Annotated in this window: 25 protein-coding genes and 1 pseudogene; 13 read left to right on the top strand and 13 right to left on the bottom strand. The window is 69.4% G+C overall.

Features of this window, described 5'->3' with window-relative positions; all coding sequences use genetic code 11:
• Nucleotides 1-71 precede the first annotated feature (71 nt).
• From PARJ55_RS0110835 to PARJ55_RS0110855, 5 genes are all read left to right on the top strand, one after another.
• Nucleotides 72-1193, top strand: coding sequence for an ABC transporter substrate-binding protein (locus PARJ55_RS0110835; protein ID WP_028713064.1), 1122 nt, complete (start codon nt 72-74; stop codon nt 1191-1193).
• Nucleotides 1194-1277: 84 nt separating this feature from the next.
• A complete protein-coding gene (locus PARJ55_RS0110840) occupies nt 1278-2153 on the top strand; it encodes a branched-chain amino acid ABC transporter permease (protein ID WP_028713065.1) in 876 nt (291 codons plus the stop codon).
• Entirely contained in the window at nt 2150-3124 is a 975-nt protein-coding gene (locus tag PARJ55_RS0110845; protein ID WP_028713066.1) for a branched-chain amino acid ABC transporter permease, read from the top strand. The genes PARJ55_RS0110840 and PARJ55_RS0110845 overlap by 4 nt, the downstream gene beginning before the upstream one ends.
• On the top strand, nt 3121-3867 hold the full coding sequence (locus PARJ55_RS0110850; protein ID WP_028713067.1) for an ABC transporter ATP-binding protein: 747 nt from the start codon (nt 3121-3123) through the stop codon (nt 3865-3867). Before PARJ55_RS0110845 ends, PARJ55_RS0110850 begins: the two co-directional genes overlap by 4 nt.
• A gap of 1 nt (nt 3868) precedes the next feature.
• On the top strand, nt 3869-4591 hold the full coding sequence (locus tag PARJ55_RS0110855) for an ABC transporter ATP-binding protein (protein ID WP_024845238.1): 723 nt from the start codon (nt 3869-3871) through the stop codon (nt 4589-4591).
• Nucleotides 4592-4602: 11 nt separating this feature from the next.
• Here the strand turns inward: PARJ55_RS0110855 and PARJ55_RS0110860 are convergent, their stop codons facing one another.
• From PARJ55_RS0110860 to PARJ55_RS0110875, 4 genes are all read right to left on the bottom strand, one after another.
• Nucleotides 4603-4803 (bottom strand): hypothetical protein, encoded by a 201-nt coding sequence (locus PARJ55_RS0110860; protein WP_024845239.1) that lies wholly within the window; start codon nt 4801-4803, stop codon nt 4603-4605.
• 148 nt (nt 4804-4951) lie between these two features.
• On the bottom strand, nt 4952-5704 hold the full coding sequence (locus PARJ55_RS0110865; protein WP_028713068.1) for an SDR family NAD(P)-dependent oxidoreductase: 753 nt from the start codon (nt 5702-5704) through the stop codon (nt 4952-4954).
• On the bottom strand, nt 5697-6476 hold the full coding sequence (locus PARJ55_RS0110870) for an SDR family NAD(P)-dependent oxidoreductase (RefSeq protein ID WP_028713069.1): 780 nt from the start codon (nt 6474-6476) through the stop codon (nt 5697-5699). Before PARJ55_RS0110870 ends, PARJ55_RS0110865 begins: the two co-directional genes overlap by 8 nt.
• Complete coding sequence (locus PARJ55_RS0110875; protein WP_028713070.1) at nt 6473-8158, bottom strand: FAD-dependent oxidoreductase; 1686 nt, start codon at nt 8156-8158, stop codon at nt 6473-6475. The genes PARJ55_RS0110870 and PARJ55_RS0110875 overlap by 4 nt, the downstream gene beginning before the upstream one ends.
• Before the next feature lie 114 nt (nt 8159-8272).
• Between PARJ55_RS0110875 and PARJ55_RS0110880 the strand changes: the two genes are divergently transcribed.
• The 3 genes from PARJ55_RS0110880 (at nt 8273) to PARJ55_RS0110890 (ending at nt 11780) form a co-directional block, all read left to right on the top strand.
• The gene (locus PARJ55_RS0110880) at nt 8273-9172 is read left to right on the top strand and encodes a helix-turn-helix domain-containing protein (RefSeq protein ID WP_028713071.1); all 900 of its coding nucleotides are present in this window, start codon (nt 8273-8275) and stop codon (nt 9170-9172) included.
• 75 nt (nt 9173-9247) lie between these two features.
• On the top strand, nt 9248-9808 hold the full coding sequence (locus PARJ55_RS23000; RefSeq protein ID WP_051416236.1) for an NIPSNAP family protein: 561 nt from the start codon (nt 9248-9250) through the stop codon (nt 9806-9808).
• A gap of 91 nt (nt 9809-9899) precedes the next feature.
• Entirely contained in the window at nt 9900-11780 is a 1881-nt protein-coding gene (locus PARJ55_RS0110890; RefSeq protein WP_028713072.1) for a bifunctional sugar phosphate isomerase/epimerase/4-hydroxyphenylpyruvate dioxygenase family protein, read from the top strand.
• Here the strand turns inward: PARJ55_RS0110890 and PARJ55_RS0110895 are convergent.
• A complete protein-coding gene (locus tag PARJ55_RS0110895; protein ID WP_036697594.1) occupies nt 11777-12670 on the bottom strand; it encodes an NAD(P)-dependent oxidoreductase in 894 nt (297 codons plus the stop codon). The two genes, PARJ55_RS0110890 and PARJ55_RS0110895, sit on opposite strands and share 4 nt — an antisense overlap.
• Before the next feature lie 116 nt (nt 12671-12786).
• Here PARJ55_RS0110895 and PARJ55_RS21900 point away from each other — a divergent pair, with 116 nt between their 5' ends.
• The 3 genes from PARJ55_RS21900 (at nt 12787) to PARJ55_RS0110910 (ending at nt 17006) form a co-directional block, all read left to right on the top strand.
• Nucleotides 12787-14472: an FAD-binding protein gene (locus PARJ55_RS21900; protein ID WP_036714033.1), complete on the top strand. Its 1686-nt coding sequence runs from the start codon at nt 12787-12789 to the stop codon at nt 14470-14472.
• Between the two features lie 248 nt (nt 14473-14720).
• Nucleotides 14721-16109 carry an MFS transporter gene (locus tag PARJ55_RS0110905; protein ID WP_028713074.1) on the top strand — a complete coding sequence of 463 codons (1389 nt, stop codon included), beginning with the start codon at nt 14721-14723 and terminating at the stop codon, nt 16107-16109.
• 63 nt (nt 16110-16172) lie between these two features.
• Entirely contained in the window at nt 16173-17006 is an 834-nt protein-coding gene (locus PARJ55_RS0110910; protein ID WP_028713075.1) for a shikimate dehydrogenase, read from the top strand.
• Between the two features lie 153 nt (nt 17007-17159).
• On the opposite strand, the gene PARJ55_RS0110915 is transcribed toward PARJ55_RS0110910, so the two are convergent.
• The 6 genes from PARJ55_RS0110915 to pcaD all read right to left on the bottom strand — a co-directional run bounded on the left by PARJ55_RS0110915 (nt 17160) and on the right by pcaD (nt 21931).
• A complete protein-coding gene (locus PARJ55_RS0110915; RefSeq protein ID WP_028713076.1) occupies nt 17160-18473 on the bottom strand; it encodes a lyase family protein in 1314 nt (437 codons plus the stop codon).
• A 103-nt stretch (nt 18474-18576) separates the two neighbouring features.
• Entirely contained in the window at nt 18577-19419 is an 843-nt protein-coding gene (locus PARJ55_RS0110920) for a 3-keto-5-aminohexanoate cleavage protein (protein WP_028713077.1), read from the bottom strand.
• 10 nt (nt 19420-19429) lie between these two features.
• The gene (gene pcaG, locus PARJ55_RS0110925; RefSeq protein WP_036697590.1) at nt 19430-20041 is read right to left on the bottom strand and encodes a protocatechuate 3,4-dioxygenase subunit alpha; all 612 of its coding nucleotides are present in this window, start codon (nt 20039-20041) and stop codon (nt 19430-19432) included.
• Nucleotides 20041-20778 carry a protocatechuate 3,4-dioxygenase subunit beta gene (pcaH, locus tag PARJ55_RS0110930; RefSeq protein WP_028713079.1) on the bottom strand — a complete coding sequence of 246 codons (738 nt, stop codon included), beginning with the start codon at nt 20776-20778 and terminating at the stop codon, nt 20041-20043. The genes pcaG and pcaH overlap by 1 nt, the downstream gene beginning before the upstream one ends.
• Complete coding sequence (gene pcaC / locus PARJ55_RS0110935) at nt 20775-21158, bottom strand: 4-carboxymuconolactone decarboxylase (RefSeq protein ID WP_028713080.1); 384 nt, start codon at nt 21156-21158, stop codon at nt 20775-20777. The genes pcaH and pcaC overlap by 4 nt, the downstream gene beginning before the upstream one ends.
• On the bottom strand, nt 21155-21931 hold the full coding sequence (pcaD, locus tag PARJ55_RS0110940) for a 3-oxoadipate enol-lactonase (RefSeq protein WP_028713081.1): 777 nt from the start codon (nt 21929-21931) through the stop codon (nt 21155-21157). The genes pcaC and pcaD overlap by 4 nt, the downstream gene beginning before the upstream one ends.
• A gap of 67 nt (nt 21932-21998) precedes the next feature.
• Between pcaD and PARJ55_RS0110945 the strand changes: the two genes are divergently transcribed.
• Nucleotides 21999-22919 carry a LysR substrate-binding domain-containing protein gene (locus PARJ55_RS0110945; RefSeq protein WP_084637829.1) on the top strand — a complete coding sequence of 307 codons (921 nt, stop codon included), beginning with the start codon at nt 21999-22001 and terminating at the stop codon, nt 22917-22919.
• 21 nt (nt 22920-22940) lie between these two features.
• Here the strand turns inward: PARJ55_RS0110945 and PARJ55_RS0110950 are convergent, their stop codons facing one another.
• Nucleotides 22941-23798 carry a helix-turn-helix domain-containing protein gene (locus PARJ55_RS0110950; protein ID WP_028713083.1) on the bottom strand — a complete coding sequence of 286 codons (858 nt, stop codon included), beginning with the start codon at nt 23796-23798 and terminating at the stop codon, nt 22941-22943.
• A 93-nt stretch (nt 23799-23891) separates the two neighbouring features.
• On the opposite strand from PARJ55_RS0110950, the gene pobA reads away from it, so the two are divergent.
• Nucleotides 23892-25061 (top strand): 4-hydroxybenzoate 3-monooxygenase, encoded by a 1170-nt coding sequence (gene pobA, locus PARJ55_RS0110955; RefSeq protein WP_028713084.1) that lies wholly within the window; start codon nt 23892-23894, stop codon nt 25059-25061.
• Between the two features lie 148 nt (nt 25062-25209).
• Here pobA and PARJ55_RS24545 read toward each other — a convergent pair.
• A pseudogene (locus PARJ55_RS24545) lies at nt 25210-25272 on the bottom strand (hypothetical protein); the annotation flags it as partial.
• Nucleotides 25273-25288: the final 16 nt, after the last annotated feature.

Below are 25288 nucleotides of genomic sequence, written 5' to 3' on the forward strand. Positions count from 1 at the left end.
ATGGCAGATTATGGAGAGGAAGAGGAGATCCCATGCAAAACAGGATCCGAACCAGGGAGGAAGGAAACGCAATGATCAGGACACTGACCGCCGCCGCCGCGCTGGCGCTGGCCGCCGTGCCGGCGCTGGCCGAGCTGAAGATCGGCTCGATCGTCGAGCTCTCGGGCCCCGGCGCCGCCGCCGGCACCAATTTCCGCGACGGCGTGCGGATGGGCTTCGAGGAGATCAACGCGGCCGGGGGCGTGCTGGGCGAACCGGTCGCCATCACCGAATATGACAGCCAGACCGACCCGCAGGTCAGCCGTGCCATGGTGCAGAAGGCCATCGACGACGGGGTGGTGGCGATCACCGGCACGGTGTTCTCGTCCTCGACGGTGGTGAACATGCTGGTGGCGAAACAGGCCGGCATCCCGCAATTCACCGGCTCCGAGGCGCCCTCGATCACCGGGATGGGCAACCCCTACATCTTCCGCACCGCCTTCGGCTCGCAGAAGGGCGTGCCCAAGATGGCCAAATACATGGCCGAGGAAATGGGGGTGAAGAAGGTCGCCGTGGTCTGGGCCAACACCGAATTCGGCAAGGGCGGGCACGAATCCTTCCTCAAGGAGGCCGAGGCCCATGGCTTCGAGATCGTCGCCGACCTGCCCACCGAACAGGCGCAGACCGATTTCTCGGCCGATGTGGTCAAGCTGAAGGGCATCCAGGCCGACGCCGCCTTCGTCTACCTGACCGAGGAGGAAAGCGCCCGCTTCCTGCGCGAGGCCCGCAAACAGGGCGTGACCCTGCCGCTGGTGGGCGAGACGACGCTGATCGGCCACAAGGTCATCGAGCTGGCCGGCGACGCCGCCAACGGCGCCATGGGCCATGTCGGCCTGACCCCCGACGCCAATATCCCGGCGATGACCGAGATGGTCGAGAAGTTCAAGGCCAAGTTCAACTACACGCCCGACCACAACGCCATCAAGGGCTACACGGCCGCCTATACCCTCAAATGCGTGGCCGAGATGGTGGGCGAGGCGGACAGCCAGGCCATCGCCGACAAGATGCACGGCCTGACGCTGACTGTGGCCGAATGCCCCGGCGTGCTGATGGACGTCAGCTGGGACGAGACCGGCGAAATGTCGCGCGAAAGCTTCTTCGTCGAGGTCCAGGACGGCAAGCAGGTGGTCAAGGCCATCCTGCCGCCGAACTGATCGGCCCGCACAGCGCGCGAGGCAGGCTGGCACCGGCATTCCGCCGGCCTGCCCCCGTATCCGTCAACCTGACGTGAGGCTCTCATGGCCGAGTTAATCCAGATCCTGATCTCCGGCCTTGCCGCCGGTTCCATCTACGCCCTTGTCGCGGTGGGTTTCACCCTGCTGTGGCAGGCATCGCAGACCATCAACTTCGCGCAGGGCGAATTCGTCATGCTGCCGGCCTTCTTCGTGCTGGTCGGCATGGGGCTGGGCCTGCCGATGTGGCCCGCCATCGGCTTTTCGCTGCTGCTGTCGCTTCTCATCCTGGGCGTCGCCTTCAAGAAGCTGGTGGTCGAACCGATGCTGCCGCATGGCACCCTGCCGCTGGTCATCGCCACCATCGCGCTTGGCCTGCTGATGAAGGAAAGCGTCAAGGAATTCTATGGCGCCACCGCCCAGCCCTTCCCGGCGATCTTTCCGCAGAAGGTCTATCACTTCGCCGGCGCCAGCGTCTCGGCGCAGGATATCGGCAACCTGATCGTCTCGATGCTGGCCATCGGCGGGTTGCAGCTGTTCTTGAACCGCACCCGCACCGGGCGCTGCATGCAGGCCAGCGCCCAGAACCCCGCCGTGGCCGAGATCCTCGGCGTCGATGTGAAGCGGATGGTGATGTATACCTTCCTGATCAACGCGGCGCTGGCCACCATCGCCTCGGTGCTGATCTCGCCGATCTACCTGGCCAAGTTCTCGAATGGCGAGACGCTGGGCCTGGTGGCCTTCATCGCCGCCATCGTCGGCGGCTTCAACCAGATCCGCGGCGCGCTGGTCGGCGGGCTGCTGATCGGCGTCATCGACAACCTCTCGGCGGTCTATGTCTCGGCCGAATACCGCTCGGCCATGCCGCTGATCCTGCTCATCGCCATCATCCTGCTGCGCCCGCAGGGGCTGCTTGGCACCAAGGAGGGACGCGCCGTATGACCCGCACCCGCATCATCCTGATCGCCTTGGGCATCGCGGCGCTGGTCGCCGCGCCCATCGGCCAGGGCAATTACATCATCTATACGCTGACCTCCTGGCTGCTGTTCTCGATCTCGGCCATGGGGCTGAACCTGACGCTGGGCTATGCCGGGCAGGTCAGCCTGGCGCAGGCGGGCTTCATGGGCATCGGCGCCTATGTCACCGCGCTCTTGACCCTGGCCGGCGTGCCCTGGATCGCGGCGGCGCTGATCTCGATCACCTCCTGCTTCGCGGTCGGACTGCTGCTTGGCTGGCCGGCGCTGCGCGTGCAGCACCATTTCCTGGCCTTCGTGACGCTGGCCTTCAACACGCTGCTGTTCCTGGTGCTGCGCAACGAGGAAGAGATCACCGGCGGTTCCTTCGGGCTGGTCGGCATGCCGCGGCCCTCGGTCCTTGGCATCGCGACCGACAGCAACCTGAATTTCTACTATTTCGCGCTGGCCTGCTTCCTGGTCTCGGCCTTCGTGATGTGGTGGATCCTGCGCTCGCCCTGGGGCCGGGCCTTCAAGGCGCTGCGCGAGAACCCGATCCGCGCTGAGAGCCTGGGGCTGAAGATCCGCCGCCAGAAGCTTCTGGCCTTCGCCATCGGCTCGGCCTTCGGGGGGCTGGCCGGGGCGCTGCAATCGCCGCTGGTGCAGTTCATCGAGCCGGGCAGCTTCGCGCTGATCCATTCGCTGAAGCTGCTTCTGATGGTGGTGGTGGGCGGCGCCGGCTTCTTCTTCGGCCCGATGCTGGGCGCGGCGGTGGTGATCCTGCTGCCGGAACTCCTGCGCTTCACCGAGGGCTATTACCTCATCATCTATTCGGCGCTGGTGATCGTGCTGATGGTGTTCTCGCCCCAGGGGCTGATCGGGCTGGGCCAGAAGATCTGGAACCAGTTCCGCCCCCGGCACGAGACGCGCCGCGATATGAAGAAGGGATTCCAGCTATGACCGCCCCCGTCCTTTCCGTCCGCAACATCTCGAAGCAGTTCGGCGGCATCCGCGCCGTGAACGATGTCAGCTTCGACGTGCAAAAGGGCGAGATCCTGGGCCTGATCGGCCCGAACGGCTCGGGCAAGTCGACGCTGTTCAACTGCATCCTGGGCCAGTTGCGCCCCAGCGCCGGCCATTGCGAGATCAACGGCCGCTCGACCGACGGCGTGCGGCCGGCCGACCTGTCGCTGATGGGCGTCGGACGCACCTTCCAGCAGCTGTCGGTCTTTCCGCGCATGACGGTGCTCGACAATGTCATCCTGGCCGGACAGGAGCACGAGGGCTCGATGCTGAGCCGGCTTTTCGGCAAGTCCGACGCCGGCCTGACCGACAAGGCCGAGCAGCTGATCGAGTTCTTCAACCTGACTCCCTATCGCGACACCGAGGCGGGCTCGCTCTCCTACGGCCAGCAGAAGCTGGTCGATGCCGCGATGGCCTTCATGGCCGGGCCCGGCATCGTGCTGCTGGACGAGCCGGCGGGCGGGGTGAACCTGACCATGCTGGCGCATCTGAAAGAGCGGCTGATGACCTATAACCGCGAGCACGGCACCACCTTCGTGGTGATCGAGCACAACATGGAATTCGTCATGTCGCTTTGCACCCGCATCATCGTGCTGGCGCAGGGCGAGATCATCGCCGAAGGCTCGCCCGAGGAGATCCGGGCGAACCAGATGGTCATCGACGCCTATCTGGGGGGCTGACATGCTGGAACTCAAGGACGTCACCGGCGGCTATGGCCGCATCACCATCCTGAACGGCACCTCGTTCAGTATTCCCAAGGCCTCGATCACCACGGTGATCGGGCCGAACGGCGCCGGGAAATCCACCGTGTTCAAGGCGATCTTCGGGCTGCTGAACATCCATTCCGGCCAGATCCTGCTGGAGGGCGAGGACGTGACCCGCAAGCGCCCGGCCGAGATGATCGCCCGCGGCGTGACCTATGTGCCGCAGGGCCGCAACGTGGTGCCGCAGCTGTCGGTGTTCCACAATCTGGAGCTGGGCGGCATCACCGCCCGCGACCAGTCCCGGGTCCGGCAGCGGATGGAGCAGGTCATGGACCAGTTTCCCATGCTGCGCGAGCGACGCGACCAGAAGGCCATCGAGCTGTCGGGCGGCCAGCAGAAGCAGCTGGAGATCGCCCGCGCCCTGCTTCTGGACCCCAAGCTGATCCTGATCGACGAGCCCTCGATCGGGCTGTCGCCCAACCTGGTGCAGGAGGTGTTCCAGACCCTGATCCGGCTGCGCGACCAGGGGGTGACGGTGCTGATGGTGGAACAGAACGCCAAGGCGGCGCTAGCCATGTCGGATTACGGGCTGGTGCTGGAACTGGGCCAGACCCGGATGTTCGACAGGGCCGACGCGCTGCTTCGGGATCCGCGCGTCGGCCAGCTGTTCCTGGGCGGCCATATCGAGGACGCGGCCTAGGCGCCGCCCCGTCAGATGCTGCGCTCGCGGCGCAGCGTCTGGCAGGACCAGCGGGCGATGCGCCAGTCGGGATGCGTCTCGACCCATTGCGCCAGCGCAGGCTGCGCGCCATGCATGCAGACCAGGGGCGTGACCTCGGTATAGATCAGGCTGTGTTCCCGGCAATCGGCCGGGGCGCCGCCCATGCAGGCGATGAAGACCAGTTCGATCATGGCAAGCCCCGTCGAATCGGAGATGGCTCATGCCCGATTGTCGCGCCTTTCCGGGCCCAGGGCCACCGGAGGGGGCCGGAAACCCGGCTTGGGGCAAGGCGCCTGCCCGTTCCTTGTGCAGCCGGCGCGCAAACCGGCGGGGCCGCGCTCAATCGGGGCGGCTCGCCTCGCCGAAATCGCCGAAGGCGGTCCAGCCGCCATCGACCGGCAGCACCGCCCCGGTGATGCCCGAGGCCGCGTCCGAGGCCAGGAAGGCCACGGCCGCCGCCACCTCGCGCGCCTCGATCAGCCGGCCCAGCGGCGTGCGGCGGCGGATGGCCGACAGGTCGATCCGGCCCGCCCTGGCCAGCGTCCGGACCAGCGCGGTCTCGACGAAGGCCGGGGCGACGGCGTTCACGCGCAGCCCCTGCCCCGCCCATTCGCAGGCCATGGCCCGGGTCATCGCCACGATGCCGGCCTTGGCCGCGCCATAGGCATTGCGCCGCGGCAGGCCGGTCAGCCCGGCGATCGAGGACAGGTTCACCACCGCCCCGCGCCCGCGCGCCAGCATGCCGCGCGCCACCTGCCGCGTCATCAGGAAGGTCCCCGACAGATGCACGTCCAGCACCCGGCGAAAGGCGGTCAGATCCTGTTCCAGTGTCGGCAGGTGGCTGTCGCCGATGCCGGCATTGTTCACCAGGATGCCGAAAGGCGCGACGGCGGCCGCCGCCCGCGCCTGAACCTCGTCGGTGACGTCGCAGCGGATGCCGCGATGCCCCGCGCCCAGTTCCGCCGCCCGCAGCGCCGCCTTGTCGCCGTCGAGATCGGCGATCGTGACCCGGCAGCCCTGTGCCGCAAGCGCCTGCGCGATGGCCCAGCCGATGCCCTCGGCCCCGCCGGTGACCAGCGCCTCGCTAAGCATAGCCCGGCCTCGGCACCAGCCCCATCAGGCTTTGCGACAAGCCGCCATCGACCACGATGTCCTGCCCGGTGACATAGGCCGCCCGGTCCGAGGCGAGATACAGCGCCGCATCCGCGATGTCCTGCGGCGAGGCGATGCGGCGCAAGGGCACCATGGCCTCGCGCCGGGCCCTGACCTCGGGATCAGCATAGAAGGCGGCGGACATCGGCGTCAGCACCAGCCCGGGGCTGACGCAGTTCGAGCGCAGGCCGCGCGGACCCCATTCGGCGGCCAGCTGCCGCGACAGCATCGCCACCGCCGCCTTCGAGGCGGAATAGGCGCCGCTGGCCGGCTGCGGCTGGCTGGCGGCGATGCTGGCGACATGGACCAGCGCACCGCGCCCGCGTCGCAACATGCCGCGCCCGAAAGCCTGCGCCGCGGTCAGGTAGCCGGTCAGGTTCACCGCCAGCATGGCCGACCAATCCTCGGCGCTGACGCTGTCCAGCGCGCCGGGGCGCAGGATGGCGGCGCTGTTGACCAGCACCTCGGCGCCGCCCTCGGCCTCGACCCGCCCGGCGGCGGCAGCGACGCTGCCCGGATCGGCCAGATCGCAGGCCAGCGCCAAGGCGCCGCCGCCCAGCTGTTCGGCCAGCGGCCCGGAGCGGTCAAGGTCGCGGTCCAGCAGGATTGCCCGCGCCCCCTCGGCGGCAAAGTTCCGCGCCAGCGCCTGACCGATGCCGCCGCCGGCGCCGGTGATGACGACGGTCCTGCCTTCCAGTCCAAGCCAGCTCATGCTGCATCCTCCTTTGCGGCCGCGCGCCCGGCCAGATGGCGGCCGGTGATCCAGCCGAAGGTCATGGCCGGGCCCAGCGTGATGCCCGCGCCCGGATAGTTCCCGCCCATGATGCTGGCGCGGTCGTTGCCCACGGCATAGAGCCCCGCGATCGCCGCGCCCTGCCGGTCCAGCACCGCGCCCTCGACCGTGGTCCTGAGCCCGTCGAAGGTGCCCAGATCCCCCATTTCCATGCGCACGGCGTAGAACGGGCCGCGCTCGACCGGCGCCACGCAGGGGTTCGGCTGGTGGTCCGGATCGGCGAGATAGCGGTTGAAGCTGGTCTCGCCGCGGCGGAACTGCTCGTCCCGCCCCTCGCGCGCGCCGCGGTTATAGGCCGCGACCGTCGCCTCCAGCCCTGCCGGGTCGATGCCGCAAGCCCGGGCCAGATCGGCCAGCGTCCGGCCGCGCTTCAGATAGCCGCTGCGGGTCCAGAGCCATAGCGGCATCGGCGCCGGCTTGGCATGGCCAAGGCCGTATTTGCGGATCGCGCGATGGTCGCAGATCAGCCAGGCCGTCCCGTCGCCTGCGGCCATGGCCGCGCCGACATCGTGATAGCTGTCGCTTTCGTTGACAAAGCGCCGCCCGTCGGACCGCACCGCGATCATGCCGGGCTTGTAGCGGTCCAGCAGATGCGGAAACACGCCCTTGCCCGGCACCAGGCTGACCGGCATCCAGGCGGCGGGCTGCGGATATTCGGCGTCGAAAGCGCCGCCGACCGCCTCGCCCAGCCGGATGCCGTCGCCGGTATTGCCCGGGGGCACCGGCGAGTGATGCGCGCCCCCCGCCTTCAGATGGGCATAGATCCCGGCACGGCGGGCCAGATCCTGCGCATAGCCGCCGCAGGCCAGCACCACGCCGCGCGCGGCCATGATGCTGCGCGGCTGCGCGCCGCCGACCTGCGCGCCGGTGACGCGGCCGCCCTGCTTCAGCAGATGCAGCGCCGGGGTCTCGGTCAGGATGGCGATGCCGAGGTCGAAGCAGGTCTTGGCCAGCCGCGCCGCCAGGGCGTTGCCGCTGGTCACCTGCACGCCGCGGCCGTGGCGGGCGACCTCGGCCGCATGGGCGGCCAGCCGCTTCGCGACATAGGCAAACGAGGTCGGCGAGCGGGTGGCGTTGAAGAAATGCCGGATGTCCGCGTTCGAGGAATTGAACATCATCCCCATGAAGGTGATGGTCGCCAAGGGCGGCCGCAGGCGGCGCAGGTTTTCCCCCAGCGCGCTGCTGTCATAGGGCGCCGCCAGCACCGAGCGGCCGACATCCACCCCGCCCGGCACGGTCGGGTGATAATCGGGGTAAAGCGTGGGGATGAATTTCACCTCGGTCTCGGCCTCGAACCAGTCCAGCATCTTCGGTCCGGCCTCCAGGAAGGCCTCGACCGCCTCGGGCTGGTGGAAATTGCCGGTCTCGGCCCGCAGATAGGCCCGCGCCGCCGCGCGCGTGTCATCCGGGTTCAGCGCCCGGCCGTGGCGGTTGCCGGGGATCCACAGCACGCCGCCGGAAAAGGCGGTGGTGCCGCCGAAGACCGGCTCCTTCTCGATCACGATCACCGACAGCCCGTGCTTTCTGGCGGTGATCGCCGTGGCCAGCCCACCGGCGCCCGAGCCGATCACCAGCACGTCGCAATGCTCCTGCGCGCCCATTGGCTCCCTCCCTTTCTCGCTGCCTTCCTGCTACTGCGGGGGGCATGGCGAACCAATGGACGCTGGCGCGCAATTCTTGCACTATTCGCAACCGACCGGGGGACGGAGGAACGCATGGGCGACAAGGCGGCAGGCAGCATCCCGCATTACTATCTCTATGGAGATCAGGAGGCGGATGTCGAACTGGACCTGCTTCATATCGAGCCGATCCGCGAACGCAGCGGCCCGAACGATTGGAGGATTCGTCCCCATGCCCATCCCGATCACATGCAGGTGCTGCTGGTGAAATCGGGCGGCGGCGGCATCCGCATGGAGGACCGCCAGCTGCCGATCCCCGCCCCCGGCATCCTGGTGGTGCCGGCGGGCGTCGTGCACCAGATCGACTTCGATCCCGGCACCGACGGGTTCGCGGTGACGGCGGCGCTTGGCTGCCTGCGCACGGCATCGGCCGGCGATCCGCGGCTGGCGACGGCGGCGGGCCGGCCGGCCGTCTATCCGCTGGCCGGGACCGGCCTCGACATTCCGGCGGTGATCGACACCTTTCACTGGCTGCACCGCGAATTCATCTGGTCGGCCCCGGGCCGGCGCACGGCGATCCTGGCGCAATACATGCGCATCCTGGTGGTGGTGCTGCGGCTGTCGATCGCGCATCAGGACGCCGGCACCGCCACGCCGGACCGCGACTACGACCTGCTGGTGCGCTATCGCGCGCTGCTCGAAGAACATTTCCGCAGCCAGCGTTCGCTGGGCTTCTTTGCCGGCGAATTGGCCGTCACCCCGGCGCGGCTGAACGCGGCCTGCAAGGCGCGCAGCGGCAAGACCGCATCCGAGCTGCTTTACGAGCGCATCGTGATCGAGGCCAAGCGTTATCTGGTCTATACCGAAAGCACGGTGGCGCAGGTGGCGCATCTGACCGGCTTCGACGATCCGGCCTATTTCAACCGCTTCTTCACCCAGCGCGTCGGCATCTCGCCCGGCGCCTTCCGCAAGCAGGCCGCGCGATCCGAGGGCTGAGTCCAATCTTTCCGACGCGCGGTCCATTTCCGCGCGCCGCCGCCCGCGCCAATCTGCGCGGCAGGAGGGACCGGCATGATCCATGAATGGCGCAGCTATCGGCTGAAACCCGGCGCGGCGGGCGATTACCTGGCCCTGCTGGCCGAACGCGGCCTGCCGCTGGTGACCCGGCACCTGCCCCTGATGGGCTATTGGCTGGCCGAGACCGGGCCGCTGAACACCATCCATCACCTGTGGAGCTATGCCGACTGGGCCGAACGCGAATTCCGCCGCGCCGCGCTGGCGCAGGAGGAAGGCTGGACCAGGGGTTTCATCCCCGCCGCCTTCCCGCTGGTCGATGCGCAGCAGAACCGTTTCCTGCGGCTCGACCACGCCTCGCCGCGCTTCCATGCGGCGCTGGCGGGACGCTTGCGCGCCCATGCCGCGCCAGCCCCCGGCGCGGCGCTTTTCGCCCCCGATTGCGCCGCGCTGGTGATCGGCGCGGAGCCGGCCGGGGCAGAGGCGCTGTGGCAGCCGGTCTCGGGCGATGCGCGCGGTCCCGTCGCGCTGATGCCGCGCAGCGCCGGGCCGGTGCCGGCGGCGCCGCAGCCGGGACGGCATGTGATCCTGCGTCCGCTGGCCTTCTCGCCGCTGTGAATTAACGCAAGGTTAATCACGGCGAAGAATCGGCATTTGCCGTTACGCCCATTCTTTGCGACCCTTGGCGCATCAGGGAAAGGGGTGCGGGATGAAGACCTCGATTGCCACCGTGTCGATTTCGGGCAGCTTTACCGAGAAACTCGCCGCGATCCAGCAGGCCGGATTCGACGGGATCGAGATCTTCGAGCAGGATTTCCTCGCCTCGGACTTCACCCCGGCCGAGGTGGGCCGCATGGTCCGCGACCATGGGCTGGAGATCACCCTGTTCCAGCCCTTCCGCGATTTCGAGGGCCTGCCCGAGCCCCTGCGCAGCCGCGCCTTCGCCCGGGCGCAGCGCAAGTTCGACCTGATGGCCGAGCTGGGCACCGACCTGGTGCTCGTCTGCTCCTCGACCCATCCCGAGGCGCTTGGCGGCATCGACCGCGCCGCCGCCGATTTCCGCGAACTGGGCGAGATCGCGGCGCAGCGCGGCATCCGCCTCGGCTACGAGGCGCTGTGCTGGGGCCGGCACGTCAACGACCACCGCGACGCATGGGAGATCGTGCGCCGCGCCGATCACCCGAATGTCGGCCTGATCCTCGACAGCTTCCACACGCTGGGCCGCAAACTGGATCCGGACAGCATCCGCCGCATTCCCGGCGACCGCATCTTCTTCGTGCAGCTGGCCGACGCGCCGCTCATCGAGATGGACCTGCTCTACTGGTCGCGGCATTTCCGCAACATGCCGGGCGAGGGAGACCTGGACGTCGCCGGCTTCACCCGCGCGGTCATGGCCACCGGCTATGACGGACCGCTGAGCCTGGAAATCTTCAACGACCAGTTCCGCGCCGGGCTGCCGCGCCTGGTGGCCCGCGACGGCCATCGCAGCCTGGTGGCGCTGATGGACCGCGTGCGCCGGGCCGAGCCTTCGCTCTCCGTCGATCTGCCCGCCTTTCCCGCCCCCGCCCCGGTCGAGCGGGTCGAGTTCGTCGAATTCGCCACCTCGGCCGAAGATGCCGGGCCGCTGGAGAGCCTGCTCACCACGGCCGGCTTCGAAAAGGCCGGCCGGCATCTCAGCAAGCAGGTAACGCTGTGGCGGCAGGGCGGCGTCAACCTGCTGGTCAATGCCGAGCCCGAGGGCTACGCCCACAGCGCTTGGGTCACGCATGGCACCGGCGTGTCCGAAATCGGGCTGATGGTCCCCGACGCCCGCGCCGCCTTCGACCGCGCCCTGGCACTGGGGGCCGAGCCGCATGTCGCGCCCCATGCCGCGCAGGAGCTTGATATCCCCGGCATCCGCGGCGCCGGCAGCAACGTGATCCGCCTGCTGGACCGCCGGGGCGATCTGGGCCGGATCTGGGAGGTGGATTTCGCCCTTGACGCCCCCGCGCCGCCGGGCGCCGGGCTTGCCGGCGTCGATCACCTGGGCCAGACCATGGCCTATGACGAAATGCTCAGCTGGTCGCTGTTCTACACCACCCTGTTCACGGCCGAAAAGGCGCCGATGGTCGATGTGGTCGATCCCGACGGGCTGGTGCGCAGCCAGGCCATCCGGGCCGGCGGGCTGCGCATCACCCTGAACGGCGCCGAGACGCGGCGCACCCTGGCCGGGCAGTTCCTGCACGAGACCTTCGGCTCCTCGGTCCAGCACCTCGCCTTCGCCAGCGACGACATCTTCGCCACCGCGGCCGAGATGGCGGCGCGCGGCTTCCCCTTCCTGCGCATCGGGGCGAATTACTACGACGACGTCGAGGCGCGATTCGGGCTCGATCCGGATTTCACCGCCCGGCTGCGCGCCCATCACATCATGTATGACGAGGATGCCGGCGGGCAGTTCCTGCAGTTCTACTCGACCGCCCTGCCCGGCGGCTTCTTCCTGGAGATCGTGCAGCGCCGCGGCGATTACGCCGGCTATGGCGCGCCGAACGCCCCGTTCCGCATCGCCGCGCAAAAGCGCACCCTGCGGCCCAAGGGCATGCCGAAAGCCTAGCCGCCCAGTTCCGCCAGCGTGCGGCGGATGCCCTCCTCGATCGGCGTGACCGGCTGCGCGCCCAGCCAGTCCGGCACCGGGTCCGAGGCGAGATCCGTCGGAATGCGCAGCGGCGGGCCGTCGATGGTAATGCCGTCCCAGCCGCTCTGCCGGGCCAACTCGGCGGTGAAGTCCGCCATCTCGCGCGTATCGCCGGCCATGGTCAGCACCGTCGCGCCCTGCATCGGCCGCAGCATCGCCGCGGCCAGCAGCCGCGCCACGTCATCCACATGCACGAAGCCCACCCGGCCCGAGAAGCGGATCACCGCCGGCTCGCGCCGGACCGAGGCCGCCAGCGCGATGGACGGCCCGGCCGCGATGCCGCTGCTGATCCCCGGCCCGTAGACGATATAGGGCCGCAGCCCCAGGCTGGGCAGGCCGTGATCGGCGGCATGGACCCGCGCCAGCCCCTCGACCGCCAGCTTGGTCACGCCGTAGACGGTCATCGGCCGCGGCAGCGTGGCGCTGTCCGGCCCGAACACCCCGGCGGTGCTGAGCCAGGCGACCGGAACCCGCAGCCGGCGCGCCAGTTCGAAGACATGCGCCGAGCCCAGCACATTGACCCGCACCGCCCGCGCCGGGTCGGCGGCGCAATCCACCGTCATCAGCCCGGCCAGATGCACGATGCCGTCGCAGCCCTCGCCGGCCCGCGCCAGCGAATCGGCATCGGTCACATCCCCCGCCTCCGCCTCGCAGCCCTTTGGCAGCACGGTGCGGCGGATCGCGGCTTCGAGGTCGAAAAGGCGCGGGACGATGCCCTGCGTCGCCAGCGCGGCCGCCACCCGCAGGCCGATGAAACCGGTGCCGCCGGTCAGAAGAATGCGGCGCGGCCGCCTTGTGTCCTGTGTCATGCTGTCTCCTCCTTTCCTATTATATGGAATAATATTCAATTATAAAAGTATCTTCCATTTTTATGCCGCCTGTGGCAAGTTCCGCCACGCATCGGGGCAAGGAGGAGGGATCGCGCATGACGGCCACGGCTTTCGACGAAGAGGTCGATCTTCTGGTGATCGGCGCCGGCGCGGGCGGGATGACGGCGGCGCTGAGCGGCGCCATCGCCGGCCTGTCGGTGCTGCTTTGCGAAAAGACCGGCATGGTCGGCGGCACCACCGCCACCTCGGGCGGCACGACCTGGGTGCCGGGCACCGAGCTGAGCCACCGGGCCGGGGTGCCCGACAGCGCCGAGGACGCCGCCGCCTTCCTGCGCCATGTCGTCGGCCACCGTGGCGGCGATGCGCGGCGCGAGGCGTTTCTGGCCACGGGACCCGAGGCCATCGCCGAGCTTGAACGCCATTCCGAGGTCCGCTTCGTCGCCGCCGCCGCGCATCCCGACTATCTGGACGGTCCCGGTTCGGCCTATGGCGGGCGGGCGCTCGCGCCGGTGGAATTCGACGGCCGGCTGCTTAGGGCCGATTTCGACCGGGTGCGGCCGCCGCGCGACGTGTTCATGGGTCTGGGCGGCATGATGGTCGCGCGCGGCGAGCTGGGGGCGCTGCTCGCCCCCTTTGCCAGCGCCGGCAACCTGGCGACCGCGCTGAAGATCCTGCTGCGCTATGCCCGCGACCGGCTGGGCCATCGGCGCGGCACCCGGCTGCTGATGGGCAATGCGCTGGTGGCGCGGCTGTTTTTCAGCCTGCGCCGGCGCGCGGTGCCGATCTGGTTCGACAGCCCGCTGGCCGATCTCATCCGCGACGGGCAGGCGGTGATCGGCGCGGTGATCGAGACCCCGCAGGGCCGGCGCCGCATCCGGGCGCGGCGGGGCGTGGTGCTGGCGACCGGCGGCATCGGCTGGAACCGCGCCCTGCGCGAGCGGCTGTTTCCGCCGCAGATCGCCGCCTTCTCGCAGGCGCCCGAGGGCAATAGCGGCGACGGCATCGCCCTGGCGGTCGAGCGCGCCGGCGCGGCGCTGGACGATGGCGGCGACAGCGCCGGGCTGTGGATGCCCTGCTCGCTGCTCGGCCGTCCGGACGGGTCGCAGGCAATCTGGCCGCATATCATCCTGGACCGCGCCAAGCCGGGGCTGATCGCCGTCGGCCGCGACGGCCGCCGCTTCGTGAACGAGGCCGGCAGCTATCACGATTTCTGCATGGGCATGATCCGCGCCGGCCTGTCCGAGGCCTGGCTGGTGGTCGATTCCGGTTTCATCCGCCGCTACGGGCTGGGGCTGGTCCTGCCGGGCGGGCGCGGGCTGCGGCGGCTGCTGCGGCAGGGCTATCTGCAGCGCGCAGGCAACCTTGACGCGCTGGCCGCCGCCATCGGAGTCGATGCGCAGGGGCTGGCCGAAAGCGTCCGGGCCAACAACCGTTTCGCGGAAACCGGTTCCGACGCCGATTTCGGCCGCGGCTCGACGGTGGTGAACCGCTTCAACGGCGATCCCGAGGTCAAGCCCAATCCCTGCCTGGGCCCGATCCGGCAGGCGCCCTTCTATGCGCTGCGCGTGGTTCCGGTCGATCTGGCCGGCAGCGGCGGGCTCGACTGCAATGCCGAGGGGCAGGTTCTGGACCGCGAGGGCCGGCCGATCCCCGGGCTTTACGCCTGCGGCAACGACGCCGCCTCGATTTTCCGCGGCACCTATCCGGGGCCCGGCACGACCATCGGCCCGGCCATGGTCTTCGGCTGGAAAATCGCCCGGCAGCTGGCGGAGCAGGGCTGATTATCCGCCCTTGCGGGAAAACCGCCGGTCACCGGGCCATCGGGCCGATTCCGCAAGCGGCAGGCATGGAAATCAATCCCCTGCCCGGAATCGCCGCCCCATTCCGGCCCATCCCGGCGCTAATGAATTAACATCATGTTAATGCAAAGCGTCAAACGGTCTTTGACGTTATTCAACTGTTTTGCGACCTTTTGCCACAGACCGCGCAATCAGAGGAGCTGGCGTGGTCAGCTTCAGGGAGGTTACCCATGACCGCTTCACCGGCCATCGCGCCCAAGGGCAGGCATCAATCCGGCAAGGCTGCGGCCAGCGGCTGGATCGGCTCTGCGCTGGAATATTACGACTTCTTCATCTACGCCACCGCCGCCTCGCTGGTGTTTCCGCAGATCTTCTTCCCGTCGGAAAACCCGCGCGTCGCCATCGTCGCCTCGCTGGCGACCTATGGCGTGGGCTATGTCGCCCGGCCGATCGGCGCCTTCGTGCTGGGCCATTGGGGCGACACCCATGGCCGCAAGAACGTGCTGATCCTGTGCATGTTCCTGATGGGCATCTCGACCCTGCTGGTCGGAATCCTGCCGACCTATCAGCAGGTCGGCATCCTGGCCCCGATCCTTCTGGTGATCCTGCGGCTGGTGCAGGGCTTCGCCGTGGCGGGCGAGATCTCGGGCGCCAGCTCGATGATCATGGAACACGCGCCCTTCGGCCGGCGCGGCTTTTTCGCCAGCTTCACGCTGCAGGGCGTGCAGGCCGGCCAGATCCTGGCCGCCGCCGTCTTCCTGCCGCTGGCGCATTACATGCCCGACGAGACTTTCAACAGCTGGGGCTGGCGCATCCCGTTCCTGCTGAGCTTCGTCGTCATCATCGCCGGCTGGATCATCCGCCGCGAGGTCGAGGAAACCCCCGCCTTCCGCCAGGAAGAGGCCGAGCACGCCACCCCGCGCTCGCCCGTCGTCGAGGCGATCCGCACCACCTGGCCGGACATGATCCGGGTGATCTGCATGGCGCTGATGAACACCATCCCGGTCGTCGCCACCGTCTTCGGCGCCGCCTATGCCGTGCAGGCCGCCTATGGCATCGGCTTCCACAAGGACGTCTATCTGTGGATCCCGGTCCTGGGCAATATCGTCGCCTGCCTGGTGATCCCGCTGGTCGGCAACCTGTCGGACCGCATCGGCCGCCGCCCGCCGATCATCGTCGGCGCGCTGGGATCGGGCCTCTTGGCCTTCGGCTATCTCTACGCCATCTCGATCCATTCGGTGCCGCTGGCGATCCTGATGTCGCTTCTGATGTGGGGCGTGGTCTATCAGGGCTATAATGCGGTCTTTCCCAGCTTCTACCCCGAGCTGTTCCCGACCCGGACCCGCGTGTCCTCGATGGCGATCTCGCAGAATATCGGCACCACGATCACCGCGCTGCTGCCGGCGCTCTTCGCCACCGTCGCCCCTCCGGGCGCGACCAATGTGCCGCTGATGGTGGGTTCGATCACCTTCGCCATCTGCTGCATCGCCGCCGCCGCGGCCTGGTCGGCGCGCGAGACCTACCGGGTCCGCATCGAGGACCTGGGCAAGCCGAATGCCGCGCCGGTGCCCAAGGCGGAATACGACCACCTGCGGACCGAGGCCGCCGCCAGCCGCTGAACCCCACCGCAAGGCCCCGGTCCATCCGGGGCCTTTCCCCCCGAGCAGGAAAGGCAAGGCATCATGATCCGCGGAACCACCAGACTGATCGCGCATCTGGGCTATCCGACCACGACCTTCAAATCGCCGATGATCTACAACCCGTGGTTCCAGCGGCGCGGCATCGATGCCGTGGTGGTGCCGATGGGCTGCAAGCCCGAGGATTACCCCGATTTCCTGCGCCTGCTGTTCCGGCTGTCGAACATCCACGGCGCGCTGGTCACCATGCCGCACAAGGTCAGCACCCTGGCGCTGGCCGACCGCGTCTCGGTCACCGCCCGCATCGCCGGCGCGGCGAACGGGCTGCGGCTGGCCGGGGACGGCGCGCTCGAGGCCGACATGTTCGACGGCGAGGGCTTCGTGCGCGGCGTGCTGGCCAAGGGCCAGGAACTGCAGGGCCGCTCGGCCCTGGTCGTCGGCTGCGGCGGCGTCGGCTCGGCCATCGCCGCCTCGCTGGCCCGGGCGGGCGTGGCGCGGCTGGCGCTCTACGACCCGGCGGCCGCCAATGCCGAGGCGCTGGCCGGCCGCATCGCCGCCGCCTATCCCGGCATCGCGCTTGAGACCGGCGCGAACGACCCGGCGGGCTTCGACCTGGCGGTGAACGCCTCGCCCTTGGGCATGACCGAGGGCGACCCGCTGCCCATGGATCCCGAACGCCTCGACCCCGCCACCTTCGTCGGCGAGGTGGTGCTGAAATCCGAGATCACGCCCCTGCTTGCCGCCGCCCGCGCCCGCGGCTGCCGCTATCAGGTCGGCACCGACATGCTGTTCGAGCAGATCCCGGCCTATCTGGAATTCTTCGGCTTCCCCAAGCCCAGCGTCGCGGAACTGCGCGAAAGCGCCGCGATCAGCTATTGACCGGCGGCGGTGCGAGGCCGGGCATCGATGCCCGTGCCCCGCGCCACCATGGCCGGGTGGTTTCGTCCCGGCTGGGGGGGAGCGGCCTTGCCCGCCCGGTCTTGGTCGAGGCGGACGCGCTGCGCATCCGCGCGGATCGCCGAGGCCGCCGGGCTAGGCGCCGGCGGCCTCGGCAAAGGCCCGCGCCTCGGCCGGGGCGGTGCCGAGCCCGCCGGCGGCGGAAAGGTCCAGATCCGGGAATTCGCGGACGACCAGCGCCGGCAGCGGCTGGCCGCCGGATTGCGCCTCGGCGCAGAGCGCCTTGATCCTGGCCTGCGCCTCGGGGCGCGGCATGTGGCGGGCCAGGGCGAAGGTGAAGGCCTCGGCATGGATCAGCCCGCTGCCGTCGTCGAGCCCGCGCGCCATGGCCTGCGCATCGGGCGCGATCCGCCCCGACAGGTCCAGCGCCAGCGCCAGCGCCCGGCCGGTCGAGATGCAGAGCTGCGGCAGGGTCAGCCATTCCACGAACCAGGCCGCGCCGTCGCGCTGCTGGCGGTGGATGCCGGCGCCCTGCAGCGCCGAGGCCAGCGCCGCCGCCTGTCGCGCCAGCGCCACCAGCACCGAGGGGCCGACCGGATTCTGCTTTTGCGGCATGGTGGAGGAACCGCCGGCGCCGGAGATGCGGATTTCGCCGATGCCGCTTTGCGCCATCAGGATCAGGTCCTCGCCCATCTTGCCCAGGCTGGCGCAAAGCCCCGCCATCCAGGCGGCGAAATTGCCGATGCGGTCGCGTTCGGCATGCCAGCCGTGGCCGGGATCGTGCAGGCCGAGCGCCTTGGCCAGGCCGGCGCGCACGGCGGGGCCCTCGGCCCCCATGGCCGAGAGCGTGCCCGCCGCCCCGCCCAGCGAGACGGTGGCCAGGTCCGGCGCCAGCGCCTGAAGCCGCGCGCGGTGGCGCAGCAGCGGATGGCCCCAGCCGGCGATCACGGCGCCGAAGCCGGTCGGCGTCGCCGCCTGCCCGTAGGTCCGCGCCGCCATCGGCAGATCGGCATGCTCGCGGGCCAGCCGGCCGAGCGCGGCGACCAGCCGGCCGAGCCTGTCGTCCCAGATCCCCGTCAGCCGGCGCAGCCGCAGCGCCTGACCGGTTTCCATGATGTCCTGGCTGGTCGCCCCCCAATGCAGGTATTGCGCATGATCGGGCGCCTCCATGGCCTTGCGGAAGGCCGCGACCAGCGCCGGGACCGGCACGCCGTTGGTCGCCGTCTCGGGGCCGAGCGCGGCGGGGTCGATCTGCACCTCGCGCGCGGCGCGCTCGATGAAGGCGCTGGCGGTTTCGGGGATCAGGCCCAGCCGGGCCTGCACGCGGGCCAGCGCGCCCTCGACCAGCAGCATGGCGCGGATCTCGGCGCTGTCGGCGAAGAGCGCGGCGGTCTCGTCATCCGAGAAGAGGCTGCGATAAAGGGCGCTGTCGGCGGCTGCGGCGGGCATCGGTCGGTCCTTTTGCAATGACAGGACCGGGGGGCCGTCTGCCCCCCGGACCCCCCGAGGATATTTGGACAAGAAAGAAGATGCGAGAGGCAGGCGGCAGGGGTCAGGCGGCGGGGGAGCGCAGGCCGAGGATCTGCCGGGCCTGCCGCCAGGTCGCCACCGGGCGGCGGTATTTCTCGCAAAGCGCCACGGCGCGTTTCACCAGCGCGGCGTTCGAGGGGGCGAGCCTGTCGCGGTCGAGGCGGACATTGTCCTCGAGCCCGGTGCGGGCATGGCCGCCGGCAGAGATCGCCCAGTCGTTCAGCACGATCTGGTTCGGCCCGATGCCCGCCGCGCACCAGGGCGCATCGGCGCCGAAAAGGCGCTTCACCGTATGGACGTAATAGTCGAAGACCTCGCGGTCGGCGGGCATGGCGTTTTTCACCCCCATGACGAATTGCACATAGGGCCGGTCCTTGATCTGGCCCGCCTGCCACATCTGATGCGCCTTGAGGATATGGCTGAGGTCGAAAGCCTCGATTTCCGGTTTGATATCGTATTTCGCCATCTCGGCGGCCAGCCAGTCCACCAGGTCCGGCGGGTTCTCGTAGACCCGGGTCGGGAAATTGTTCGAGCCGACCGAGAGCGAGGCCATGTCGGGGGCCAGCGGCAGCATGCCGCCGCGTGCGCGACCCGCCCCCGAGCGGCCGCCGGTCGAGAGCTGGACGATCATGCCGGGGCAATGCGTCTCGATCCCTTCCTTGAGCCGGGCGAAGCGTTCGGGGTCGGAACTCGGCCGGCCCTCGTCGTCGCGGACGTGGCAATGGGCGATGGTCGCGCCGGCCTCGAAGGCTTCCTGCGTCGATTCGATCTGCTCCTCGATGGAGATCGGCACCGCCGGGTTGTTGTCCTTGGTCGGCAGCGAGCCGGTGATGGCGACGCAGATGATGCAGGGGGTTGCGGTCATGGCCTTACCCTCAGATGTCGAAGAAGACGGTTTCGTTCTCGCCCTGCAGCTTGAAGTCGAAGCCGTATTCGCCCGGTCCGGTCCGCTTCGCCATGAGCGTCTGGATGCGGGCCTTGTGCTCGATCCGGGCGAGGACCGGGCATTCGGCATTGGCCGCCTCCTCGTCCTCGAAGCAGATCCGCGTCTGGAGCCCGAGATTGATGCCCCGCGCCACCAGCCAGACATTGATATGCGGCGCCATCAGCCGGCCGTCCGGGAAGGGCACGCGGCCGGGCTTGACGGTTTCCAGCCGCCAGATGCCGGTGTCGAAATCCGCCGCGACCCGGGCCCAGCCGGTGACGTTCGGATCGGCGGCGCCGCGCGGGTCGTTGCCGGGATAGATGCCATCCGCATCGGCCTGCCAGGTTTCGAAAAGCGCATCGCGCAGGACCATGCCGGCGCCGTCGATGACGCGGCCGGTGATGGTGATGCGCTCGCCCCGCGCGCCCTCGCGGATCGGCGAGAGGCCCAGGTCCTGCGGATAGATGCCGGGATTGCCGAGCGCGTTCGGGGTCAGGCCGATATGGACATAGGGGCCGGCGGTCTGCGAGGGGGTTTCCTTGAGATAGTCCAGTCCCTGCATCACATCCCCTCCTTGCGGTTTTCGAAGAACGACTGGCGGCGGCCGCGCAGCACGATGTCGAACTTGTAGGCCAGGCAGTCCATCGGAATCGCCCGGTTCATGTCCAGGGGCGCCACCAGCGCCTGGATGGCGCGGTCCTGGCCGATGGTGTTGACGATCGGGCATTTCGCGATCAGCGGGTCGCCCTCGAAATACATCTGGGTGATCAGGCGCTGGCCGAAGCCGGTGCCGAAGACCGAGATGTGGATATGCATCGGCCGCCAGTTGTTGACATGGTTCGGCCAGGGATAGGCGCCCGGGCGGATGGTCAGGAATTCGTAGCTTCCGTCCGGCCCGGTCAGCGTGCGCCCGCAGCCGCCGAAATTCGGGTCGAGCGGCGCCAGGTAGCCGTCCTTCTTGTGGCGGTAGCGGCCGCCGGCATTGGCCTGCCAGATCTCGACCAGCACGTTCGGCACGCCGCGGCCGGTCTCGTCCAGCACCCGGCCGTGCATGATGATGCGCTCGCCGATGGCGGGCTGGCCGGTGAAGTTCATCACCAGATTGTTGTCCAGCTCGCCCAGCATGTCATGGCCGAAGGCGGGGCCGGTTTCCTCGGACAGGGTCGAGCCGAGCGCCACCAGCGCGCGATGCGGGGCGCGGGTCATCGAGGTCTTGTAGCCCGGCGTATAGGCCGGCGGGTGCCAGTCGCGGTCGCGGAAGAACAGCGGGCCGCGGTCGGTTGCATTGCTGAGGGTCATCGCTTGGCCGCCTCCATCTCGGCAAAGGTCTCCTTGGCGATCTTGATCGCGTGGTTGGCGCGCGGGACGCCGGCATAGATGGCGACATGCAGCAGCGCCTCGATCACGTCGCCGGGCGTGGCGCCGGTGTTGGCGGTGGCGCGGATATGCAGGGCCAGTTCGTGGTCGTTGCCCAGCCCCGCCAGCAGCGCGATGGTCAGCATCGAGCGCTCGCGCGGGCTGATCGTGTCGCGCGACCAGACCGCGCCCCAGGCGGATTCGGTGATCAGCCTCTGGAAGGGCTCGTCGAAATCGGTCTTGGCGGCCTCGGCGCGGGCGACATGGGCATCGCCCAGCACCCGGCGCCGGGTGGTCATGCCCTGGTCGTAGCGGTTGGTCATCGGAGATGGTCCTGAAGGAAGGGGGCCAGCAGCGCGGCCCATGCGGCGGGGGTTTCGACGCAGGGCAGATGGCCGGCGCCGGGAATGACGTGGAAATCCGCGCCGGGGATCAGATCGGCGGTGCCGCGCACCAGATCCGGCGGCGAGGAACCGTCCTGGTCCCCGGCGATCACCAGCACCGGCAGGCGCAGGCCGGCCGTGCCCTCGGTCAGGTCGGCGGCGGCGATGGCCTCGCAGGCGGCGATATAGCCCTGCGCGTCGCAGCGGGCCAGCATGTTGCGCCAGGGATGCAGCGCCGGCGTGGCGCGGAAGCGGGCGGCGAACCAGCGCTCCAGCACCGCATCGGCGATGCTGGCGACGCCGCCGGCGCGGATGGCGGCGATGCGGGCGGCCCAGATCTCGGGCGCGCCCATGCGGGGCGCGGTGTTCGACAGCACCAGCGCGCGCAGCAATTCGGGCCGGCGCGCGGCCAGCGCCTGGCCGATCATGCCGCCGATGGACAGGCCGACGAAGACCGCCGGTCCGCCGGTCGCCTCGATCAGCGCCGCGGCGTCCTCGGCCAGATCGGCGATCGAGACGGGGCCGCCGGAATCGGACAGGCCGTGGCCGCGCTTGTCGTAGCGAATGGCGCGGATGCCCGGCAGAAGCGGCAGCACCGCGTCCCAAAGCCGCAGGTCGGTGCCCAGGGAATTGGCGAAAACCACCGGCAACCCGTCCTCGGGCCCGTCGATCCGGTAATGCATCGCCCCCCAGGGTCGCATCAGAACTTGCATGGCAACTCCTCTCTCACCCATAATCTGCCACAGCCTGTTCCGGGCGAAAAATGCTAAATGAGCGATCATGTATAATCATTCAATTATGCATCCGGCGATCAAGCTGCGCCATATCCGCGCCTTTCTGGACATCGCGGCCGAGGGCGGGCTGTCCGCCGTCGCCCGCCGGCAAGGCATCACCCAGCCGGCGCTGTCGCGCACCCTGGCCGAGTTGGAGACGCTGCTGGGGCAGCGGCTGTTCCTGCGCCAGGGGCGGCGGCTGGTGCTGACCGAACAGGGCGCGCTGTTTCGCCACCACGCCGCCCATGCCCTGCAGGCGCTGGAGGCGGGCGCGGCGGCGCTGCAGCCGGGGACCAGCGGCACGATCCGGGTGGGCGTGCTGCCCACGGTAGCGACGCGGTTCTTTCCGCAGGTGGTGCTGCGACTGCGGCAGATCCTGCCCGACGTGATGCTGGCGGTCGAGACCGGGCCGCATCACTACCTGATCCGCATGCTGCGCGCCGGCAGCATCGACCTGATGATCGGCCGCCTGCCCAGCCCCTCGGAAATGGCGGGGCTGAGCTTCGATCACCTTTACGAGGAGGATGTCGTGCTGGTGGCGCGCGCCGGCCATCCCGCAGCCGGCCGGCCGGCCGCCGAGGCGCTGCGCGAGGCGCCGCTGATCCTGCCGCCGGCGACGGCGCTGATCCGCGCCTCGGTCGATGCCTATCTGGTCTCGCTGGGGCTGGCCAGCGTCCGGCCGCTGGTCGAGACGGTGTCGCTGGCGCTGGGGCGGGGGATCTGCCTGGCCTCAGACAGCCTGTGGTTCATCTCGCGCGGGGTGGTGCTGGACGAGGTCGAGCGCGGCCTGCTGGTCGAGTTCCCGACCGGGGCAAGGTTCCTGTCCGGCGCGGTCGGCATGACCCGCCGGCAGGCCGCCGCGACGCCGGGCCTTGCCACGCTGGAACAGGTGGCGCGCCAGATCGCCGGCCGGGTCGCGGGCGGCTGACGGCCCGATTGGTGCCAGCGGTCAGGCCACGGTCATGAAGGGCCGGCGATAGGCGCTTGGCGTCGTGCCGCGCAAAAGCCGGAACCGGCGCGAGAAATGCGCCGGGTCGTGAAAGCCCAGCCGATAGCCGATCTCGGCCACCGGCAGCTGGGTAAAGGCCAGCAGGCGGCAGGCCTCGGCCATCACCAGCCCCTCGATATGGCGCGAGGCGCTGACCCCCGCCGCCTCGCGGCACAGCCGGTTCAGATGGCCGGGCGTGATCGCCAGCGCGCGGGCATAGTCGCCGGGCCGCCAGCCCTCGGCCATATGCGCCGCGACCAGCGCCGCCAGCCGCTGCAGCCGCTGCGGGCTGCCGCCGACCGTCTCGGCCGAGGCCGCGCAGTCGAGCTCGCAAAGCGCGGTCAGCAGGGCATGCGACAGCACCGCCAGCAGCGGCCCGCGATAGGCACCGTGGCCGGCGAAGGCGTCGGAGAGCTGGCCGATCAGCGTCAGCAGCCCCTCGTCCAGCGCGCCGAAGAACGGGCGCGACAGGTGCCGGCCGATCTCGGCCGAGGCGGCCTGCAAGCCGGCGGCGACGCTCAGCGGAAAGGACAGCACCATGCCCTCGCTGCCCTTGCGGAAGCGGAAACCATGCACGACCAGCGCCGGCACGAACAGGAATTGCCCGTCATGCAGACGCGCGACATCGCCGTCCAGCATCACCTGCGCCTCGCCCTGCCGCATGGCGAAGACCTGCATCATCTCGCGATGGCGATGCGGCGAGATCGCCCAGTCGTGCAGACGCGCCCGGTCCCAGATCCGCTCGCAATGGATCACGTCCGGGAAGGCGGCAGTCTCGCCGAACAGGTTGAAGACCGGGATGGGGCCGGGCACGCTCATGCACGATTCATACAAGTCTTTGCCGTCCGCGTCCATTCATCGCCGCCCGCCCGCCGCCTATGCTGCAGGTCAGGGAAACAAGCGGACATCGTCATGGACACTCAGGTCGTCATCATCGGCGGCGGGCCTTCGGGGCTGCTGCTCTCGCAGCTTCTGAACCGCGCCGGCATCGCCACGGTCATCCTGGAACGCGCCAGCCGCGAGCATGTGCTGTCGCGCATCCGCGCCGGCATCCTGGAATGGGGCAGCGTTGAACTGCTGCGCGAGGCCGGGGTCGGCGCCCGCATGGATGCCGAGGGCATCGCGCATGACGGCGCCTGGTTCACCGATGCCGACCTGATGGTGCATGTCGATTTCAAGGCGCTGACCGGCAGGCAGGTCATGGTCTATGGCCAGACCGAGGTCACGCATGACCTTTACGACGCGCAGGACGCCATGGGCACGACCATCCTGCACGGCGTCGAGGATGTACGCATCCTCGACCTCGACGGGCCGCAGGCGGCGGTGGAATACACGCAGGGCGGCCGGCGCCACCGCCTAAGCTGCGCCTATGTCGCGGGCTGCGACGGCTTTCACGGCGTCTCGCGCAGGACCATCCCCGAGGATCGGCGCCGCGAATTCGAGCGGGTCTATCCCTTCGGCTGGCTGGGCATCCTGTCGCGCACGCCGCCGGTCGCCGACGAGCTGATCTATGCCAATTCGCCGCATGGCTTCGCGCTGGCCTCGATGCGCAACCACAATCTCGTGCGCTATTACGTGCAGGTGCCGCTGAGCGACCGGGTCGAGGACTGGCCCGACGACCGCTTCTGGGCCGCGTTCCGCCGCCGCATCCCCGCCCAGGCCGCGGCGCGGCTGGTCACCGGCCTCTCGATCGAGAAATCCGTCGCGCCGCTGCGCAGCTTCGTCTCGGAGCCGCTGCGCTGGGGCCGGCTGTTCCTGGTGGGCGATGCCGCGCATATCGTGCCGCCGACCGGGGCCAAGGGGCTGAACCTGGCGGTGTCGGACGTGTTCTACCTGCATCAGGCGCTGATTGCGGCGCTGAAGCAGGGCGAACAGGCGGGGCTCGACGCCTATTCCGACCGCGCGCTGGCGCGGATCTGGAAGGCCATGCGCTTCAGCTGGCAGATGACCATGATGCTGCACCGTTTCGACGGCGAGGACGGTTTCGCCGCGCAGATGCGCCGCGCCACCCTGGCGCATCTGGCGGAATCCGACACCGCGCGCCGCGAACTGGCCGAAAACTACGTCGGCCTGCCCTATTGAGCTGGCCGCCGGGCCGGGAAGGCGCAGCGCGATGAACAGCACCGCGAAGTCGCAATCCTCGCGGAAGGCGGGATAAAGGATCGCGCCCGACATGATGGCCGCGCGGCTCGAACATCAGCGCGGTGCGCATCCAGTCGTGGTCGCGCAGGAACAGGTTGCGGCGTTCGAAGATCGGCAGATGCGGCAGCAGCGGGGCGCCGCCCGCGACCACACGGACCGGGTTGCCG

The organism is Paracoccus sp. J55 (assembly GCF_000513975.1).
Lineage (GTDB): Bacteria > Pseudomonadota > Alphaproteobacteria > Rhodobacterales > Rhodobacteraceae > Paracoccus.

What these genes read in the sequence shown, in the direction of transcription:
- PARJ55_RS0110835 (WP_028713064.1), top strand. Translation starts at nt 72, where the DNA reads ATGATCAGGACACTGACCGCCGCCGCCGCGCTGGCGCTGGCCGCCGTG.
- PARJ55_RS0110840 (WP_028713065.1), top strand. Translation starts at nt 1,278, where the DNA reads ATGGCCGAGTTAATCCAGATCCTGATCTCCGGCCTTGCCGCCGGTTCC.
- PARJ55_RS0110845 (WP_028713066.1), top strand. Translation starts at nt 2,150, where the DNA reads ATGACCCGCACCCGCATCATCCTGATCGCCTTGGGCATCGCGGCGCTG.
- PARJ55_RS0110850 (WP_028713067.1), top strand. Translation starts at nt 3,121, where the DNA reads ATGACCGCCCCCGTCCTTTCCGTCCGCAACATCTCGAAGCAGTTCGGC.
- PARJ55_RS0110855 (WP_024845238.1), top strand. Translation starts at nt 3,869, where the DNA reads ATGCTGGAACTCAAGGACGTCACCGGCGGCTATGGCCGCATCACCATC.
- PARJ55_RS0110860 (WP_024845239.1), bottom strand. Translation starts at nt 4,803, where the DNA reads ATGATCGAACTGGTCTTCATCGCCTGCATGGGCGGCGCCCCGGCCGAT.
- PARJ55_RS0110865 (WP_028713068.1), bottom strand. Translation starts at nt 5,704, where the DNA reads ATGCTTAGCGAGGCGCTGGTCACCGGCGGGGCCGAGGGCATCGGCTGG.
- PARJ55_RS0110870 (WP_028713069.1), bottom strand. Translation starts at nt 6,476, where the DNA reads ATGAGCTGGCTTGGACTGGAAGGCAGGACCGTCGTCATCACCGGCGCC.
- PARJ55_RS0110875 (WP_028713070.1), bottom strand. Translation starts at nt 8,158, where the DNA reads ATGGGCGCGCAGGAGCATTGCGACGTGCTGGTGATCGGCTCGGGCGCC.
- PARJ55_RS0110880 (WP_028713071.1), top strand. Translation starts at nt 8,273, where the DNA reads ATGGGCGACAAGGCGGCAGGCAGCATCCCGCATTACTATCTCTATGGA.
- PARJ55_RS23000 (WP_051416236.1), top strand. Translation starts at nt 9,248, where the DNA reads ATGATCCATGAATGGCGCAGCTATCGGCTGAAACCCGGCGCGGCGGGC.
- PARJ55_RS0110890 (WP_028713072.1), top strand. Translation starts at nt 9,900, where the DNA reads ATGAAGACCTCGATTGCCACCGTGTCGATTTCGGGCAGCTTTACCGAG.
- PARJ55_RS0110895 (WP_036697594.1), bottom strand. Translation starts at nt 12,670, where the DNA reads ATGACACAGGACACAAGGCGGCCGCGCCGCATTCTTCTGACCGGCGGC.
- PARJ55_RS21900 (WP_036714033.1), top strand. Translation starts at nt 12,787, where the DNA reads ATGACGGCCACGGCTTTCGACGAAGAGGTCGATCTTCTGGTGATCGGC.
- PARJ55_RS0110905 (WP_028713074.1), top strand. Translation starts at nt 14,721, where the DNA reads ATGACCGCTTCACCGGCCATCGCGCCCAAGGGCAGGCATCAATCCGGC.
- PARJ55_RS0110910 (WP_028713075.1), top strand. Translation starts at nt 16,173, where the DNA reads ATGATCCGCGGAACCACCAGACTGATCGCGCATCTGGGCTATCCGACC.
- PARJ55_RS0110915 (WP_028713076.1), bottom strand. Translation starts at nt 18,473, where the DNA reads ATGCCCGCCGCAGCCGCCGACAGCGCCCTTTATCGCAGCCTCTTCTCG.
- PARJ55_RS0110920 (WP_028713077.1), bottom strand. Translation starts at nt 19,419, where the DNA reads ATGACCGCAACCCCCTGCATCATCTGCGTCGCCATCACCGGCTCGCTG.
- pcaG (WP_036697590.1), bottom strand. Translation starts at nt 20,041, where the DNA reads ATGCAGGGACTGGACTATCTCAAGGAAACCCCCTCGCAGACCGCCGGC.
- pcaH (WP_028713079.1), bottom strand. Translation starts at nt 20,778, where the DNA reads ATGACCCTCAGCAATGCAACCGACCGCGGCCCGCTGTTCTTCCGCGAC.
- pcaC (WP_028713080.1), bottom strand. Translation starts at nt 21,158, where the DNA reads ATGACCAACCGCTACGACCAGGGCATGACCACCCGGCGCCGGGTGCTG.
- pcaD (WP_028713081.1), bottom strand. Translation starts at nt 21,931, where the DNA reads ATGCAAGTTCTGATGCGACCCTGGGGGGCGATGCATTACCGGATCGAC.
- PARJ55_RS0110945 (WP_084637829.1), top strand. Translation starts at nt 21,999, where the DNA reads ATGTATAATCATTCAATTATGCATCCGGCGATCAAGCTGCGCCATATC.
- PARJ55_RS0110950 (WP_028713083.1), bottom strand. Translation starts at nt 23,798, where the DNA reads ATGAGCGTGCCCGGCCCCATCCCGGTCTTCAACCTGTTCGGCGAGACT.
- pobA (WP_028713084.1), top strand. Translation starts at nt 23,892, where the DNA reads ATGGACACTCAGGTCGTCATCATCGGCGGCGGGCCTTCGGGGCTGCTG.